The organism is Microbacterium sp. NPDC055502 (assembly GCF_053643635.1).
In genome coordinates, this window is record NZ_JBSHKJ010000002.1 from 163502 (window position 1) to 180037 (window position 16536).

The window sequence follows — 16536 nt, forward strand, 5'->3', positions numbered from 1 at the left end:
TCAGCCTCGCAGCATCCGCTCCCAGAGCATCGTGAACTCCGGGAGGGTCTTCGCGGTCGTGCCGATGTCATCGATCTCGACGCCGGGCACCCGCAGTCCGATGAGGGCCCCCGTCGTCGCCATACGGTGATCGTGGTGCGCGGGCCACGTACCCCCGCGCAGGGGGGAAGGCACGATCCGCAGGCCGTCGGGAAGCTCCTCGGCGGTGCCGCCCAGCGCGCGCAGGTTTCCCACGAGCGCCGCGATGCGGTCGGTCTCGTGCAGGCGGATGTGCCCGATGCCGCGGATCGTGGTCGGGGACTCTGCGAATGCCGCGAGACCGACCAGCGTGGGCGTGAGCTCGCTCGCCGCGGAGAGGTCGATGTCGAGGCCGCGGATGCTCGTGCCCGCGCGCACCGTGAGGGTGCCACCGTGGCGGGACACGTGGGCGCCGGCGCTCTGCAGGATCTCCGGCAGGAGCGCGCCGGGCTGCGTCGAGTGCGCCGGCCAGCCGGTGATCGACACCGCTCCGCCGGTGACGAGCGCGGCGGCGAGGAACGGCGCGGCGTTCGACAGATCCGGCTCGATCGCGATCTCCTTCGCACGCGGCACGCCGGCCTCGACCAGCCACTCGCCGACGGCCGGTCGCTCGATGCGGATGCCGCGGCGGCTCAGCGCCTCGATCGTCATGTCGATGTGGGGCAGGCTCGGCAGCCGCTCGCCCGTGTGCACGAGGTGCAGGCCGACATCGAAGCGCGGGGCGGCGAGCAGCAGGCCCGACACGAACTGGCTCGAGGCGGAGGCGTCGATCTCGACCCGGCCGCCGCGGATCCGGCCGTGCCCGCGGATAGTGAACGGCAGCGCCCAGGTGCCCTCGTCGTCGATGTCGACCCCGAGGTCGCGCAGGGCGCTGATCAGGCCGCCCATCGGACGATGCAGCGCGGTCTCGTGGGCCGTGAGGTGCACGTCGTTCTCGGCGAGACCCGCGAGCGGGGAGATGAAACGCATGACCGTGCCCGCCTGACCGCAGTCGATGGTGACACCGCCGTGTAGCTTCGCCGGGGTGACGACGAGATCGGGACCGAACTCGTGACCGCCGTCGACCTCCTCCACGCCGACGCCGAGGGCGCGCAGGGCCTCGATCATGCGCTGGGAGTCGTCGCTGTGGAGCGGGGCGATCAGACGCCCCGGACCGTCGGCGATCGCCGCGATGATGAGCTCACGGTTCGTCAGAGACTTCGATCCGGGGATCGTGAGCTCGGCGCGCACCGGCGCGTCGGTGGTGGGCGCGGGATAGGCGCCCTGCACACGGGAGGGGGAATACCTTTTGGCGCTCATCGGTTCTCACCTTAGTAAACAGGACGCCGTCATCGTGAGAAGCGGCGCCACCCGAGGCAGGAAAGGGATGGGCATGCCCGCGACGTTGGAGCGCGAGGTGATCGACCTCCGCGGCCTAGACTGGCCGGTGATGGATGACACCGCAACCGCAGACACCGTCGGCGACCCTCGACGCGAGTTCGAGGAGCAGGCGCTCCCCTTCATGGACCAGCTGTACGCGGCGGCCATGCGTATGACCAGGAACCCGGCGGACGCCGCCGACCTGGTGCAGGAGACCTTCGTGAAGGCGTACGGGTCGTGGTCGACCTTCTCCCAGGGCACGAACCTCAAGGCCTGGCTGTACCGCATCCTGACGAACACGTACATCAACATCTACCGCAAGCGTCAGCGCGAGCCGTTCCAGGGCACCATCGACGAGCTCGAGGACTGGCAGCTCGGCGGCGCCGAGTCGACCACGGCCTCGCACAGTCGCTCCGCGGAAGCCGAGGCGATCGACCGCATGCCAGCGTCTGTCGTGAAGGATGCGCTGCAGGCCGTCCCGGAGGACTTCCGGCTGGCGGTGTATCTGGCGGATGTCGAGGGTTTCGCGTATCAGGAGATCGCCGACATCATGAAGACCCCCATCGGCACCGTGATGAGCCGTCTGCACCGTGGCAGGCGGATGCTGCGGGAGCTGCTGGCCGACTATGCCGCCGAGCGAGGCATCGCCGCGGCTGAACCGAGGAGCACGAAATGAGCGACTGCGGCTGCGACAAGGCCCGTCAGGATCTGGAGGAGTACCTCCGCAACGAGGTGTGCAAGACCGAGCACGCCGAGATCCGCGAGCATCTCGAGAACTGCCCGTCCTGCCGGGACGAGGCGCTCGTGGCCACCACCCTCACCGAGGTCGTGGCACGCGCCTGCAAGGAGACCGCTCCCGAGGAGCTGCGCGACCAGGTGTTCGCCCGCCTGCGCGAGGTGCAGGCCGCGCAGCACTGACCGGCCCGCTCGCGCGTCGGCGGCGGCCAATAGGCTGGTCGCATGGCCCTCATCGATGCACGCGGGATCCCCGCCGATCAGACCTCCGTCGACCGTCTGGCAGGGGAGGGGCTCGACTACCGGGTGCTCGACCTGGATGACGCCGCGGCGGTCGAAGCGTTCCAGCGCGCGCTGGCCCGTGGCTTCCTGGGCGCGGAACCCACCGCCGAGACTCTTGCGGACGGGCTGCCCACCGTGCGCAGCCGCCGCAACATCGGGGTCTATGAGCGCGACGCGGCGACCGCGCCGCACCCCGTCGCCACGATCGACTCCTGGGTGACGCCCATGACGGTGCCCGGCGGCGAGATCGGCCTGTGGGCGATCAGCGGGGTCACGGTCTCCGGGACGCACCGGCGCCGCGGTATCGCCCGCGCCCTGCTGGAGGGCGAGCTGCGCGCCGCCGCAGACGCCGGGGTCGCGGTCGCCGGGCTCACGGCATCGGAGGCGACGATCTACGGCCGCTACGGATTCGGGTCTGCCGTGCCGGTCGCGCGGTTCACGGTCGATACGCGGCGCGCGGGCTGGGACGGCCCCGCACCGCAGGGGCGCATCGAGTACCTGGATCGTGAGCAGCTCGCACAGGAGCTCGGCGCGGTGCACGAGCGCTCGCGCGGTGCGCGGTCGGGACAGGTGCCGGGGTGGCGTGCGCGCTGGACGGGCCTCGCCGGTCTGCAGTCGTCGGACACCGACCGTGACCGCGTGCGGGGCGTACGACACGTCGACGCCGACGGCGTGGTCCGCGGTGTGATGGCGTACGCGGTCAGCGAGAAGGGCGAGTCGTTCCGGTTCGCCCTGCACGTGCGACTGCTGGTCGCCGAGACTCCGGAGTCGACCGCGATGCTGTGGCGGTTCGCGCTGCAGCACGACCTGGTGGACGAGGTGACCGCCGACCTGCGCCCGCTCGATGATGCGCTGCCGTGGCTGGTCGCCGACCCGCGCGGCGTCACCCAGATCGTGCACGACCACGGCTGGCTGCGCATCCTCGATGTGCCTGCCGCCCTCGTGGGGCGCCGGTACTCGTCTCCGCTCGACGTCGTGATCCGGGTGGAAGACCCGCTGGGCTTCTCCGAGGGGGAGTGGCGCATGCGGGTGGACGGCGCGGGGCGTGCCGAGGTCGAGTCGGCCTCGGGCGAGGAGGCGGACGTCACGCTCTCGGTGTCGGCGCTGTCGTCGCTGTACGCGGGCAGCGTGCGCGCGGCCTCGCTGGCGGGTGCCGGCCGCATCAGCGGCTCCCCGGAGGCCGTGGGGGCGCTCGACCGGGCCCTGGCCGCGTTCCCCGCCCCGTCGCTCGACATCTGGTACTGACCTCGAATCGAATAACTAGAAACCTCTTTACTGGAAAGAGCCTTTACTATAACCTCGCCTCAGAGCGGATGCCTGTCCGCTCTGCTCGACTTCCGCAACGAAGCTCTTGAGACGAGGTTTCCATGCACGTCAACCGCTGGAGGAAGACCCTTCCTCTCGTCGCCGGTGCCGCCGCCCTCGCGCTGGCACTGGCCGGCTGCACGCCCGGTGGCAGCGCATCCGGCACAGATCGCCCGCTGCGCATGTGGTCAGGGTCGATGACGCCGATCACCAACAACTTCAACCCGTTCGCGGTGGACACCGCGACACACATGACGTTCGGCGCGATCTACGAGCCGCTGTTCTTCTTCAACCAGCTGTCCGCCGACCCGCCGGTCGGGATGCTCGGCGACACGTACGAGTTCAGTGACGACGGCACCGTCCTCACCATCACGATCAAGCCCGACCTGAAGTGGAGCGACGGCGAGGACCTCACCGCCGAGGATGTCGCGTTCAGCCTGGGCTACGGATCGAACCTCGACCCCGACATGGTGTCCGCCGAGGCCACGGGCGACACCACGGTCGTCGTGACGTACTCCTCCGCGAAGTTCACCGCGACCCCGCTCATCCTCGGCTCGACCTGGATCATCCCGAAGCACATCTGGTCGGACATCGACGACTACATGACCGAGACGAACCCCGAGCCGGTCGGGTCCGGCCCCTACATGCTCAAGTCGTTCACCGACGCCGCCTACACGCTCGAGGCGAACCCGCTCTTCCGCGACGGCCCGCCCGAGATCACCGAGGTGCAGGACATCGGCATCGACTCCAACCAGTCCTCTGAGGATCTGCTCAAGACCGGCAAGCTCGACTGGGTCGGCCAGTTCATCGCCAACCCGGACGGTGTGACCTCGAACGGCCGCATCAGCACGATGAACCAGCAGCAGGACCCGACCGTGATCGTCACCTGCGCCGACACGTCGATGGGCTGCGCGGGAGCCCAGACCGACCCGGCCGTGCGTCAGGCGCTCAACCTCGCGATCGACCGGGCGGCCATCAGCAGCAAGGCGTTCGCCGGGCTGTCCGGCGAGGCATCGCCCAGCTTCGCCCTGCTGCCGCGCGACGAGAAGTGGCTGAGCGATCCGTCCCTGGCGGTCAGCCCCCAGGAGCCCGACGCGGCGACCGCCGAGGGCATCCTGGAAGACGCCGGCTACACCAAGGGCTCCGACGGCTTCTACGGCAAGGACGGCACCGCGATCGAGCTCGACCTGTTCTCGCCCGACGGCTGGACTGACTACAACGACGCCGCCAAGCTCATCAGCGCACAGGCCGCGGAGGCCGGCATCCGCGTGAACGCGCGCACGGTGTCGGAGGCCGAGTACTGGACGCCGATCTCGACCGGCGACTTCCAGCTCGCCCTCTACGGCATCACGCAGTCGCTGGTCGCCGACCCGTACTCCAACTACGACCAGTACTTCACCACGGCCGCCAGCGCCAAGGTCGGCGAGGAGCCCACCAAGGGACAGAACTACGCCCGCTACACCAACCCCGTCGTCGACGCCGCGGTGAAGCAGGCCGGCGCGACGCAGGACGAGGCGGTCAAGAAGGAGGCGTACGCCGCGGTGCAGGCCGAGATCGCGCGTGACCTGCCCTACATCCCGGTCGTGCTGAACGCCTCGCAGTCGTTCTTCAACACGGCCGACTTCACGGGCTGGCCGACGGAGGACGACATGTACGCGGCACCACTGCCGTACCTGTCGACGGCCTCCGCGGTCATCCTCACGCACCTGCGCCCGGCGAAGAAGTAGGGCACAGCACCCATGGCTCGATCCGACGAGAGGAGAGGCTCGTGAAGTTCTGGATGCGCCGCATCGCGTTCTACATCATCACGCTCTGGGCCGCGATCTCCCTCAACTTCCTGCTGCCGCGGCTGCTGCCCGGCGACCCCGCCGCGATCATGCTGGGCAAGCTCCGGCGCGCGAACGGTGGACGACCGCTGTCCGAGGAGACGATCGCGGCGATCACCTCCATCCTCGGCGCGGAGAAGGGATCGACGCTGTGGGATCAATACCTCGCCTACTGGGGTCGGCTGCTGCACGGTGATCTCGGGGTCTCGTCGACCCGATACCCGGCCCCGGTAGGCGAGCTCATCGCCGCGGCTCTGCCGTGGACGGTGACGCTCGTCGGAGCAGCCACCATCATCTCGTTCGTGCTCGGGATCCTCGCGGGCGCCTGGGTCGGATGGCTCCGCGGGACCTGGGTCGACCAGCTGGTGCCGGTGACCACGTTCCTGCAGTCCATCCCGTACTTCTGGCTCGCGCTGGTGCTCGTCGCGGTGTTCTCGGTGCAACTGGGGTTGTTGCCGATCATCGGCGGCTACGACGTGTTCGAGTTCCCGGCGGGTCCGGAGTGGACACCCGCGTTCTTCGCGAGTGCGTTCGTGCACGCCCTGTTGCCGGCGGCCACGATCGTGATCTCCTCGGTCGGCGGCTGGCTGCTCGGGATGCGGAACATGATGGTGCAGACGATGTCGGAGGACTACGTGCTCACGGCGGAGGCGAAGGGGCTGCGGCCCTCCCGGATCCGCCGGGCCTATGCGGCCCGCAACGCGTCGATCCCGAGCCTCGCCGGCTTCGGCATCGCGCTGGGCTTCGTCGTTGCAGGCTCGATCGTGACGGAGCAGGTGTTCAGCTACCCCGGACTCGGCAAGCTCATGATCCAGTCCGTCCAGGGACTCGACTACGCCCTGATGCAGGGGGTGTTCCTCGTCATCACGCTGACCGTGCTGGCGGCCAACTTCCTGATCGACCTCCTGTACGGCTTCATCGACCCGAGGGTGCGCCGCGATGGCTGATCTGATCGTCTCCCCGTCCGAGTCCACGCACGCCGTGGCCGTCGCCCGGTCGGCGCGCCTGCGCCGCGGACTCCCGCGCCTGTCGGGCAAGCTCCTCGTCGGGATGATCGTGCTCGCCGCGATCGTGCTGTTCGGGCTGATCGGCCCGCTCCTGCTCGGCGATCCGCGTGACGCGAGCTTCGAGCCGCTGCTGCCGCCGAGCCCCGAGCACCCGTTCGGCACCACCAAGCTGGGCTTCGACGTGCTCGCGCAGGTCGCGACCGGCACGCAGGGCTCGCTCTTCGTCGGTGCGGTCGCGGGCGTCGTGGCGCTGTTCCTCGCGTTGGTGTTCGGCGTGCTCGCCGGCTATTTCGGCGGAGCGCTCGACGAGACCCTGATGCTCGCGACCAACATCATGCTCGTGATCCCCGGGCTCCCGCTCGTCATGGTGATCGCCGCCTACGTGCAGCACACGGAGGGCCTGGGCGACCTGGCCCGCAGCTCTCTGCTGGTGGCGCTGGTGCTCGGCATCACCGGCTGGGCGGGGTCGGCGGTGGTGCTCCGCGGGACGGCGCGGTCGCTGCGCACGAGGGACTACGTCGCCGCGGCGGTCGTCGCGGGCGAGCGTCCGCTGCGGGTGATCTTCGTCGAAATCCTCCCGAACCTGGTGCCGCTGCTCGCCGCGCAGCTGATCTTCGGGGTGATCTTCGCGGTGCTCGGTGAAGCGGGGCTGTCGTACCTCGGCCTCGGACCGACCGGGTCGATCACCCTGGGCACGGTGCTCAACGACGCCCAGACCGGTCAGGCGGTAGGAAGCGGCGCCTGGTGGTGGTTCGTGCCGCCCGGCCTGATCATCGCGCTGATCGGCACGGCCCTGTCGCTGATCAACTTCGCGATCGACGAGATCGTGAACCCGAAGCTGCGCCTTGCGCCGGTGGCCGCGCGCCGCCAGCGCCGAGCACGTCGCGCCGGTCGTGGCGTCGGCGGGGAAGGAGCGGTCGCATGAGCGAGGCGGTGCTGTCGGCGAGGAATGTGTCGATCGAGTATGAGGTGGATCCGCCGGTCAAGGCTGTCCGCGACGTGTCGCTGACGCTGAACCGTGGCGAGATCCTGGGGTTGGCGGGGGAGTCGGGGTGTGGGAAGACCACCCTCGCGTACGGCATGAACCGGTTGTTGAAGGCTCCGGCGTTGATGACCCAGGGCGAGATCGTGTTCCATGACCGGGATGGTCACGACATCGATGTGGTGGGCCTCGATGGGGAGGGGTTGCGGGCGTTCCGCTGGGACAAGATCTCGATGGTGTTCCAGGGGGCGATGAACTCGCTCAACCCGGTGATCAGCGTGAGGGCGCAGATCTTCGACATCTTCGACACGCACCGGCCCGGGATGAGCAAGAGGGCGAAGCGGGAGCGGGCGGAGGAGCTGCTGACCCTGGTGGGGGTGGATCCGAATCGGTTGACGAGTTTCCCGCACGAGCTGTCGGGCGGGATGCGGCAGCGGATGATGATCGCGATGGCGTTGGCGCTCGATCCGCAGGTGATGATCATGGATGAGCCCACGACGGCGTTGGATGTGGTGGTGCAGCGGGGCATCATCCGGGAGATCATGCGGTTGCGGGAGAGGTTGGGGTTCGCGGTGATCTTCATCACGCATGACCTGCCGATGCTGATCGAGATCAGCGACCGGATCGCGGTGATGCTGCAGGGGCGGATCGTGGAGCAGGGCACGGCGGAGGAGATCTACCGGACCCCGCAGCACGAGTACACGAAACGGCTGCTGTCGAGTTTCCCGTCGTTGACCGGGGAGCGGGGCGATTTCGTCCGCACGGGTATGAGCCAGGAGGGCATCCGATGACCGCCATCGCCGACACCACCACCGCGACCGGCACCCTGGAGGCGCGGAATCTGGTGAAGGACTTCACCCTGCGCTCCGGGTTCCGCACGAGTGTGTTGCATGCGGTGAAGGACGTGTCGTTCACGATCGAGGCCGGGAAGACGGTCGCGCTGGTGGGGGAGTCGGGGTCGGGGAAGTCGACGATCGCGCGGATGCTGATGAAGCTGGAGACGCCCACCTCCGGGTCCATCCTCCTCGACGGTGTCGAGTCGGGCACCCGGGGTCGGGCGTTGGAGGCGTACCGGTCGGATGTGCAGATGGTGTTCCAGGACCCGTTCGCGTCGTTGAACCCGTTCCACACGATCGTGCATCACCTGGAGCGTCCGATCCGCCTGCACCACCCGAAACTGTCCGGGACGGCGGTGCGGGCGCGGGCGATCGAGCTGCTCGAACGGGTCCGGCTGACCCCGGGGGAGAGCTTCGCCGAGCGCCGCCCGCACGAGCTGTCCGGCGGGCAGCGGCAGCGGGTCGCGATCGCGAGGGCGCTGGCCCCAGGGGCACGGTTCATCGTGGCCGACGAGCCGGTGAGCATGTTGGACGTGTCGATCCGGCTCGGGGTCCTGAACCTGCTGGCCGAGCTGCAGCGGGAAGAGAACCTGGGCGTGCTGTACATCACCCACGACCTCGCCACAGCCCGCCACTTCTCCGATGAGATCATGGTGCTCTACAAGGGCGACGTCGTCGAACGCGGACCCGCCGACCAGGTCATCCTGAACCCGCAGCACGAGTACACCAAGACCCTCCTCGGTGCCGCTCCCGAACCCGAGAACCTCGGCCGCCTTCGCGACCACGTCCGCGCTGAACTCGGCATCGCCTGAGTCGGTCGCGGGGAAGGAACACACACCATGGCACAGATCGACCCAGGCACCTCGGCATGGCTGCGCACCAGGAACGATCGCGAAGCGCTGCGACTCATCCTCGAGCACGGCCCGCTGACCCGCACGCGACTCGGCGAGCTGTCCGGGATGTCGAAGCCGACCGCCACGCAGATGATCGCGCGACTCGAGCGCGCCGACCTCGTGCTGCCGGTGGGGGAGGTCGCGGGCAGTCGCGGCCCGAGCGCGGTGAGCTGGGGCGTGCGGACCGACCGGGTGGCGGGGGTCGCGGTGAGCATGCTCGACGGCAGCATCCAGGCGACGCTCGTCGACGCCACCGGCCAGGAGCATCCGGTGGTCGACCTTCCGGTGATCGGCGAGGAACGCTCGCCCGAGCAGGACATCGCGCGCGCCGTCGATGCCGCATGCGCCGCCGCCGGAGCCGACCGCGACACGATCGAGGCCGTGACGATCGGCGTGCAGGCCGCGGTGGGTCAGGGGCAGGACACCCTGTCGCTCACGGACTCGCTGCCGGGGTGGCCCGCGACGGGCGCCAGAGCCCGGATCGAGGCCGCGCTCGGTGTCGCGGTGACGCTGGAGAACGACGTCAACCTCGCCACGATGGCCGAGCGTGCGGTCGGCGTGGCCCAGGACGTCGACAGCTTCGCGTTCCTCTGGGCGGGTGTGGGCCTCGGTGTCGGCGTCGACCTGGGCGGCACCATCCACCGCGGCGCGCACGGCAGTGCCGGGGAGATCGGCTACCTGACCGTGGCCGCCGGCACCGGTCAGCCCGGAGCCGTGACCACGGATCTGCTCGGCTCGCAGGTGATCCTCGACCTCCTGCCCCCCGACGACGACGGCCTCGCCGCACTCGCGCTGCACGACGAGGTGCTGCGGATGGTCGCCGACCGCATCGCGCTGACCATCGAGCCCGTGCTGGTCGTGCTCGACCCCGCCCTGATCGTGCTCGGCGGGCCGACCAACCTCGCGGGAGGACAGCGGCTCGCCGAGCTCGTGGCCGAGCGTGCCGCCGGAGAGGAACGGCCGACCCCGGAGGTGCGCCTGAGCGGAACGGGCGACAGCGCCGTGCTCCTCGGTGCCCGCCGGCTCCTGGTCGAGCAGATCCGCACGATCCTCGAAGACCGCATCCCCACCGACTGACGCCCACCGGGCACCCGCCCGAACAAGGAGGACAGATGAAACTCGCCATCGTCGGCGGAGGATCGACCTATACGCCGGAGCTGATCGACGGGTTCGTCCGGCTGCAGCGTGAACTGCCGATCGAGGAGCTCGTGCTCGTCGACACGGATCCCGACCGCCTGAGGCTCGTGGGCGGCATCTCCCGCCGCATGATGGCGCGGGGAGGGCATCCCGCGCGACTGCTCACGACCACCGACCTCGCGGCGGGTGTGAGCGACGCCGACGCCGTGCTCATCCAGCTCCGCGTGGGTGGCCAGGACGCCCGCGAGCAGGACGAGAGCTGGCCGCACGACGTCGACTGCATCGGGCAGGAGACCACGGGCCCCGGCGGACTCGCGAAGGCGCTGCGCACGGTCCCGGTGGTGCTGCGCATCGCCGACGTCGTGCGTCGCCACGCCAAGCCCGAGGCGTGGATCGTGGACTTCACCAACCCGGTCGGCATCGTCACCCGCGCCCTGCTGGAGGACGGGCACCGCGCCGTCGGACTGTGCAACGTGGCGATCGGCTTCCAGCGGCGTTTCGCCGAGGAGGCCGGAGTCGCGCCCGACCGCGTCACCCTCGCCCACGTGGGGCTCAACCACCTCACCTGGGAGCGCGGCGTCTACATCGACGGCGTCGACCAGCTCCCCGCGGCCCTCGCGACGCGGGGGCGAGAACTGGCCGACACGGTCGAGCTCCCGCCCGCCCTGCTCGCGCAGCTCGGCGTGCTGCCCTCGTACTACCTGCGGTACTACTACGCGCACGACGAGGTGCTGCACGAACAGCGTCACCACGCGACCCGCGCGGTCGAGGTGCGCGCGATCGAGCACGAGCTGCTGGCGCTCTACGCCGACCCCTCCGTCGACACCAAGCCCGAGATCCTCGAGCGGCGCGGCGGGGCGTTCTACTCCGAGGCGGCCATCGAGCTGCTGATCGCGATCCGCGGGGGCGCCGAGGTGCCGCGCGTAGTGAACCTCCGCAACGACGGGGTACTGCCGTTCCTCCCCGACGACCACGTGATCGAGGTGCCCGCCCGGTATCGCGACGGTCGCTTCCTCGCCGAGCCCGTGGCGGCACTGCCCGACGACATCCGCGGACTGATCTCCGCGGTCGCAGGCTACGAGCGGCTCGCGCTCGACGCGGCGACCGCCGGCGGGCGTGACCGCGTGCTGCGGGCGATGCGTGCGCACCCGCTCGTCCTGCAGCACGAGCGCGCCGAGAAGCTGACCGATCTGCTGCTCGCCGCCAACGCGCGATACCTGGAGTGGGCGTGACCCGCCGCGACCGGAACCGGCTCGTCCTCGCGGCGGACGGCGGCGGCTCCAAGACCGACGTGGTGCTGCTCGACACCGCGGGAGAGGTGCTCGCGTGGGAGCGCGGGACCGGGTCGAGCCCGCAGATCGACGGACTCGCCCCGTCGGTCCGCGTGATCGACGGGCTCGTGCGGCGCGCCCTCGGCGACCGCGACCCGCGTGACCTCGACGTCGTGGGGCTGTACCTGTCCGGACTCGACCTCGCGGAGGAGATCGCGGCGTTCCGTGCGGCCATCGCGCCGCTGCCCTGGTCGCCGGGCGCGATCGTGGAGAACGACCTGCACGCACTCCTGCGCGCCGGAACCGACGCGCAGGACGCCGTCGCCGTGATCTGCGGCACGGGCATGAACGCCATCGGGGTGCGGGCGGATGGGGCGCAGGTGCGCTTCCCCGCGTTGGGCCCGCTCTCGGGCGACTGGGGCGGGGGCGCCGAACTGGGCGACGCGGTCGTATGGCACGCCGCACGGGCCGAGGACGGCCGGGGACCGCACACCCTGCTGGTCGAGCGGCTTCTCGCCGCGGTCGACGCCTCCTCGGTCGCCGCGCTCATCGAGGACGTGCACCTCGGACGACGGCCGGCTCAGGCCTTCGCGGCTCTCGCACCGCTGCTATTCGAGGCGGCGGCCGCGGGGGACGAGGTCGCACGGCAGGTGGTGCGGCGTCAGGCGGACGAGGTCGTGGCGTTCGTGCGCGCCTGCGTCGACCGGCTCGGGCTGCGCGCGGTCGAGCTGCCGGTGCTGTTCGGCGGCGGAGTCGCACGAGGCCGAGACCCGCTGCTGCTCGCGAGCATCCACGCGGGGCTTGCGGAGCACGCGCCCTCAGCGCGGCTGGAGATCGTGGACGCGCCGCCTGTGCTGGGGGCGGCGCTCCTCGTGCTCGACGCCGCGGGGGCGGAGGCGACCGCGAAGGTACGCGCCCGCGACCACCTCAGCTCGGATCTTCGGCACGCGGCCGAACCCGTCGTGGCGCGCTGAGACCGCCCTCGCCGCAACGGGAACGGGCGCCGCGACCGAGTGGTCGCGGCGCCCGTTGCGGTCGAACGGTCAGCCGAGCGTGACGGCCGAGCGCAGCAGCGTCGCCTGCTCCGCGGCGTGCACCTTCGACGATCCGGTCGCGGGCGAAGCGGACGCCGGGCGCGAGATCGGACGGAACGTGCGGTCGCCGGGGACATCCGCGAATGCGAGCGCGAGGAACGGCCAGGCACCCTGGTTCTCCGGCTCCTCCTGCACCCACACGAGCTCGGCGTTCGGGTAGGAGTCGGTGATGGCCTTGAGCTCGTCGATCGGCGTCGGGTACAGCTGCTCCAGGCGCACCAGGGCCACCTCGGGGTTCGGGTTCTTCTCCAGCTCGGCGCGCAGATCCCAGTGCACCTTGCCCGAGTGCACGAGCACGCGCTTGACGGCCGAACGGTCGAGACCGCGGTCGTCGTCGATGACCGGCTCGAAACGGCCCTGCGTGAAGGCCTCGACCGGGCTCGTCGCCCCGCGCAGGCGCAGCATCGCCTTCGGGGTGAACACGATCAGCGGCTTGCGCGGACGGGCGTAGGCCTGGCGGCGCAGCAGGTGGAAGTGCGAGGCCGGGGTCGACGGACGCGCGACGATCATGTTCTCCTGAGCGCACAGCTGCAGGAAGCGCTCGATGCGGGCGGAGGAGTGATCCGGTCCCTGGCCCTCGTAGCCGTGGGGGAGCAGGAGCGTGACGCTGGACTGCTGACCCCACTTCTGCTCGGCGGCGGAGATGTACTCGTCGATGACCGACTGGGCGCCGTTGACGAAGTCGCCGAACTGCGCCTCCCACAGCACGAGCGCTTCGGGCGCCTCGACCGAGTAGCCGTACTCGAATCCGAGCGCGGCGTACTCGCTGAGCAGGGAGTCGTAGACGAAGAAGCGGCCCTGCGCGTCGGACAGGTTCGACAGCGGCAGCCACTCCTGGCCGTTCGCGCGGTCGTGCAGCGCGGCGTGGCGCTGGACGAACGTGCCGCGGCGCGAGTCCTGTCCGGCGAGCCGCACCGGGGTGCCCTCGACCAGCAGCGACCCGAAGGCGAGGAGCTCGCCGAAGCCCCAGTCGATGTTGCCGTTGCGGCTCATGTCGAGGCGCTTCTCCAGCAGCTGCTGGATCTTCGGGTGCACCGTGAAGCCCTCGGGCTTGTTCACGAACGCGTCACCGATCAGCTGGATGACCTCGGCGGGGACGCCGGTGACCTCGGGTGCGCCCACCTGGTCCTCGACCGGCGGGAGCTCGGGCGCGATCGGCGTGGCACCCGTCTCGGCGGCGTGCGTCTCGGCGAAAGCGATCTCCAGGCGGTTCTGGAAGTCGGCCTTGGCCTCGTCGTACTCCTCCTCGGTGATGTCACCGCGACCGACCAGCGACTCCGTGTACAGGCGGCGCACCGACCGCTTGGCCTGGATGAGGTCGGTCATGAGCGGCTGCGTCATCGACGGGTCGTCGCCCTCGTTGTGACCGCGACGGCGGTAGCAGACCAGGTCGATCACGACGTCGCGGTGGAAGCGCTCGCGGTACTCGAACGCCAGCTGCGCGACGTGGATGACGGCCTCGGGGTCGTCGCCGTTCACGTGGAAGATGGGCGCCTGGATCGTCTTGGCCACGTCGGTCGCGTACACCGAGGTGCGGGCGTCGCTCGGGGTGGTCGTGAAGCCCACCTGGTTGTTGACCACGACGTGGATGGTGCCGCCCGTGCGGTAGCCGCGCAGCTGCGACATCTGCAGGGTCTCCACGACGACGCCCTGACCGGCGAAGGCCGCGTCGCCGTGCACGAGGATGGGCAGCCAGGCGAACGTGCCGATCGGCTTGCGGTCCTGCTTGGCGCGGACGATGCCCTCCAGCACGCCGTCGACGGTCTCGAGGTGCGAGGGGTTGGCGGCGAGGTACACCGGGAGCGAGGAGCCGTCGTCGGCGACGAACGTGCCCTCCGTGCCGAGGTGGTACTTCACGTCGCCGGAGCCGCGCTGGTTGCCGGGCATCTGCGTGCCCTCGAACTCCCGGAACACCTGGCCGTAGGTCTTGCCGGCGATGTTGGTCAGCACGTTGAGGCGGCCGCGGTGGGCCATGCCGATCGCCGCGCCCTCGAGGCCCGCAGTCGCCGCGCCCTGGAGGATCTCGTCGAGCAGCGGGATGAGCGACTCGCCGCCCTCCAGCGAGAACCGCTTCTGGCCGACGAACTTCGTCTGCAGGAAGGTCTCGAACGCCTCGGCCTCGTTCAGCTTGCGGAGCACCCGCAGCTGCTCGTCGTGGCCGGGCTTCTGGTACTTGACCTCGACCTTCTCCTGGAACCAGCGGCGCTGCTCCGGGTCCTGGATGTGCATGTACTCGATGCCGAGCGTGCGGCAGTACGAGTCGCGGAGCACGCCGAGGATGTCGCGCAGCTTCGCCACGCGGCGCCCGCCGAAGCCGCCCGTGACGAACTCGCGGTCGAGGTCCCAGAAGGTCAGCCCGTGGCTCTCGATCTCCAGGTCGGGGTGCGAGCGCTGCACGTACTCGAGCGGGTCGATGTCGGCCATCAGATGGCCGCGCACGCGGAAGGAGTTGATCAGCTCCTGCACGCGGGACTGCTTGTCGACGCGCTCGGCCAGGTCGACCGCGATGTCGGGGTTCCAGCGGATCGGCGCGTACGGGATGCGCAGCGCGGCGAAGATGTCGTCGTAGAACCCGCGCTGCCCGATCAGCAGCTCGTGCACCTTCTTCAGGAACTCGCCGGACCCTGCGCCCTGGATGACACGGTGGTCGTAGGTGCTGGTGAGGGTGATGGTCTTGCCGATCGCGAGCTCGTTGAGCGTCTTCTCGCTCGCGCCCTGGAACTCGGCCGGGTACTCGAGGGCGCCGGCGCCGATGATGCAGCCCTGGCCCTTCATGAGACGCGGCACCGAGTGCACCGTGCCGATGCCGCCCGGGTTGGTGAGCGACACCGTGGTGCCCTGGAAGTCGGTGGCGGTGAGCTTGTTGCCGCGGGCGCGGGTGACCAGGTCTTCGTACGCGGCGAGGTACTCGGTGAAGGTCATGGTGTCGGCGCGCTTGATGCTCGGCACCATGAGGGCGCGCGTTCCGTCGGGCTTGGGCAGGTCGATCGCGATGCCGAGGTTGACGTGCGCGGGGGCGACGACGGAGGGCTTGCCGTCGACCTCGGCGTAGAACACGTTCTGGCTGCGGAACTCGTCGAGCGTGCGGATGAGCGCCCAGCCGATGAGGTGCGTGAAGCTGACCTTGCCGCCGCGCGTGCGGGCCATATGGTTGTTGATGACGATGCGGTTGTCGATCATCAGCTTGGCGGGGACGGTGCGGACGCTGGTCGCGGTGGGGACGGTGAGCGACTCGTCCATGTTCGCGGCGAGGGTCTTGGGCAGACCGCGCAGCGGCGTGACCTTGTCCTCTTCGGAGGACTCGACCGGCTCCTTCGACTCGGGCTTGGGCTTCGGCGCCTGCGCGGGGATCGGGGCGGCCGCGGCGGGTTTGGCCGTCGTGCGGGCGACGGGCTGCGCACCGATCACGGGGATGGGCGCGGTGACCGGATGCGCGGGTGCGGCTGCGGTGTCAGCCGGAGCGGATCCCGTCGCGCTCGTCCCGGCGGCCGTGGCCTCGGAGTGGTACTGCTCCAGGATGGGCCACCACTCCTTGTCGACCGAGTCGCGGTTCTCCTTGAACTGCTCGTAGAGCTCTTCGACGAGCCAGGAATTGGCTCCGAACCCCCCGTCGCCACCGACGCCGGTCACCTGGTTCGACACGCTCTATCGCCCTCTTTCATCGCTGAAGATCTTCGGTGCGGAGGCACGACGCAGGAATGCGTTCGGGCGCGCACACTCTCGACCACCAAGCCTAACCTGTTTCGCCCGGGTAATCGTCGAAGCCACCCGCCCGCGCCGTCCCGATCTCG

At 70.0% G+C, this 16536-nt stretch carries 13 protein-coding genes; 11 read left to right on the forward strand and 2 right to left on the reverse strand.

Annotation, left to right across the window (positions count from 1 at the left end; translation table 11 throughout):
* Positions 1–1317, reverse strand: a complete 1317-nt coding sequence (gene aroA / locus ACWH95_RS11780; protein WP_136032919.1) for a 3-phosphoshikimate 1-carboxyvinyltransferase — start codon at positions 1315–1317, stop codon at positions 1–3.
* Positions 1318–1390: 73 nt separating this feature from the next.
* Between aroA and ACWH95_RS11785 the strand changes: the two genes are divergently transcribed.
* The 11 genes from ACWH95_RS11785 (at position 1391) to ACWH95_RS11835 (ending at position 12625) form a co-directional block, all read left to right on the forward strand.
* Positions 1391–2053 carry a sigma-70 family RNA polymerase sigma factor gene (locus tag ACWH95_RS11785; RefSeq protein ID WP_136032921.1) on the forward strand — a complete coding sequence of 221 codons (663 nt, stop codon included), beginning with the start codon at positions 1391–1393 and terminating at the stop codon, positions 2051–2053.
* On the forward strand, positions 2050–2295 hold the full coding sequence (locus tag ACWH95_RS11790; RefSeq protein WP_136032923.1) for a zf-HC2 domain-containing protein: 246 nt from the start codon (positions 2050–2052) through the stop codon (positions 2293–2295). The genes ACWH95_RS11785 and ACWH95_RS11790 overlap by 4 nt, the downstream gene beginning before the upstream one ends.
* A gap of 42 nt (positions 2296–2337) precedes the next feature.
* Positions 2338–3639: a GNAT family N-acetyltransferase gene (locus tag ACWH95_RS11795; protein ID WP_454120697.1), complete on the forward strand. Its 1302-nt coding sequence runs from the start codon at positions 2338–2340 to the stop codon at positions 3637–3639.
* Between the two features lie 122 nt (positions 3640–3761).
* Entirely contained in the window at positions 3762–5426 is a 1665-nt protein-coding gene (locus ACWH95_RS11800; protein WP_454120698.1) for an ABC transporter substrate-binding protein, read from the forward strand.
* A gap of 41 nt (positions 5427–5467) precedes the next feature.
* Positions 5468–6472 (forward strand): ABC transporter permease, encoded by a 1005-nt coding sequence (locus ACWH95_RS11805; protein ID WP_136032929.1) that lies wholly within the window; start codon positions 5468–5470, stop codon positions 6470–6472.
* On the forward strand, positions 6465–7457 hold the full coding sequence (locus tag ACWH95_RS11810; protein WP_136032931.1) for an ABC transporter permease: 993 nt from the start codon (positions 6465–6467) through the stop codon (positions 7455–7457). Before ACWH95_RS11805 ends, ACWH95_RS11810 begins: the two co-directional genes overlap by 8 nt.
* Positions 7454–8305, forward strand: a complete 852-nt coding sequence (locus ACWH95_RS11815; protein ID WP_454120699.1) for an ABC transporter ATP-binding protein — start codon at positions 7454–7456, stop codon at positions 8303–8305. Before ACWH95_RS11810 ends, ACWH95_RS11815 begins: the two co-directional genes overlap by 4 nt.
* On the forward strand, positions 8302–9162 hold the full coding sequence (locus tag ACWH95_RS11820; RefSeq protein ID WP_454120700.1) for an ABC transporter ATP-binding protein: 861 nt from the start codon (positions 8302–8304) through the stop codon (positions 9160–9162). Before ACWH95_RS11815 ends, ACWH95_RS11820 begins: the two co-directional genes overlap by 4 nt.
* A 27-nt stretch (positions 9163–9189) precedes the next feature.
* Positions 9190–10320: an ROK family transcriptional regulator gene (locus ACWH95_RS11825; protein ID WP_136030857.1), complete on the forward strand. Its 1131-nt coding sequence runs from the start codon at positions 9190–9192 to the stop codon at positions 10318–10320.
* A gap of 35 nt (positions 10321–10355) precedes the next feature.
* On the forward strand, positions 10356–11612 hold the full coding sequence (locus tag ACWH95_RS11830) for a family 4 glycosyl hydrolase (protein ID WP_136035227.1): 1257 nt from the start codon (positions 10356–10358) through the stop codon (positions 11610–11612).
* Positions 11609–12625 carry an N-acetylglucosamine kinase gene (locus ACWH95_RS11835; protein ID WP_378822695.1) on the forward strand — a complete coding sequence of 339 codons (1017 nt, stop codon included), beginning with the start codon at positions 11609–11611 and terminating at the stop codon, positions 12623–12625. The genes ACWH95_RS11830 and ACWH95_RS11835 overlap by 4 nt, the downstream gene beginning before the upstream one ends.
* Positions 12626–12694: 69 nt before the next feature.
* Here the strand turns inward: ACWH95_RS11835 and ACWH95_RS11840 are convergent, their stop codons facing one another.
* On the reverse strand, positions 12695–16387 hold the full coding sequence (locus ACWH95_RS11840) for a multifunctional oxoglutarate decarboxylase/oxoglutarate dehydrogenase thiamine pyrophosphate-binding subunit/dihydrolipoyllysine-residue succinyltransferase subunit (RefSeq protein ID WP_206251454.1): 3693 nt from the start codon (positions 16385–16387) through the stop codon (positions 12695–12697).
* Positions 16388–16536: the final 149 nt, after the last annotated feature.

What these genes read in the sequence shown, in the direction of transcription:
- ACWH95_RS11785 (WP_136032921.1), top strand. Translation starts at nt 1,391, where the DNA reads ATGCCCGCGACGTTGGAGCGCGAGGTGATCGACCTCCGCGGCCTAGAC.
- ACWH95_RS11820 (WP_454120700.1), top strand. Translation starts at nt 8,302, where the DNA reads ATGACCGCCATCGCCGACACCACCACCGCGACCGGCACCCTGGAGGCG.
- ACWH95_RS11815 (WP_454120699.1), top strand. Translation starts at nt 7,454, where the DNA reads ATGAGCGAGGCGGTGCTGTCGGCGAGGAATGTGTCGATCGAGTATGAG.
- ACWH95_RS11830 (WP_136035227.1), top strand. Translation starts at nt 10,356, where the DNA reads ATGAAACTCGCCATCGTCGGCGGAGGATCGACCTATACGCCGGAGCTG.
- ACWH95_RS11790 (WP_136032923.1), top strand. Translation starts at nt 2,050, where the DNA reads ATGAGCGACTGCGGCTGCGACAAGGCCCGTCAGGATCTGGAGGAGTAC.
- aroA (WP_136032919.1), bottom strand. Translation starts at nt 1,317, where the DNA reads ATGAGCGCCAAAAGGTATTCCCCCTCCCGTGTGCAGGGCGCCTATCCC.
- ACWH95_RS11810 (WP_136032931.1), top strand. Translation starts at nt 6,465, where the DNA reads ATGGCTGATCTGATCGTCTCCCCGTCCGAGTCCACGCACGCCGTGGCC.
- ACWH95_RS11825 (WP_136030857.1), top strand. Translation starts at nt 9,190, where the DNA reads ATGGCACAGATCGACCCAGGCACCTCGGCATGGCTGCGCACCAGGAAC.
- ACWH95_RS11795 (WP_454120697.1), top strand. Translation starts at nt 2,338, where the DNA reads ATGGCCCTCATCGATGCACGCGGGATCCCCGCCGATCAGACCTCCGTC.
- ACWH95_RS11800 (WP_454120698.1), top strand. Translation starts at nt 3,762, where the DNA reads ATGCACGTCAACCGCTGGAGGAAGACCCTTCCTCTCGTCGCCGGTGCC.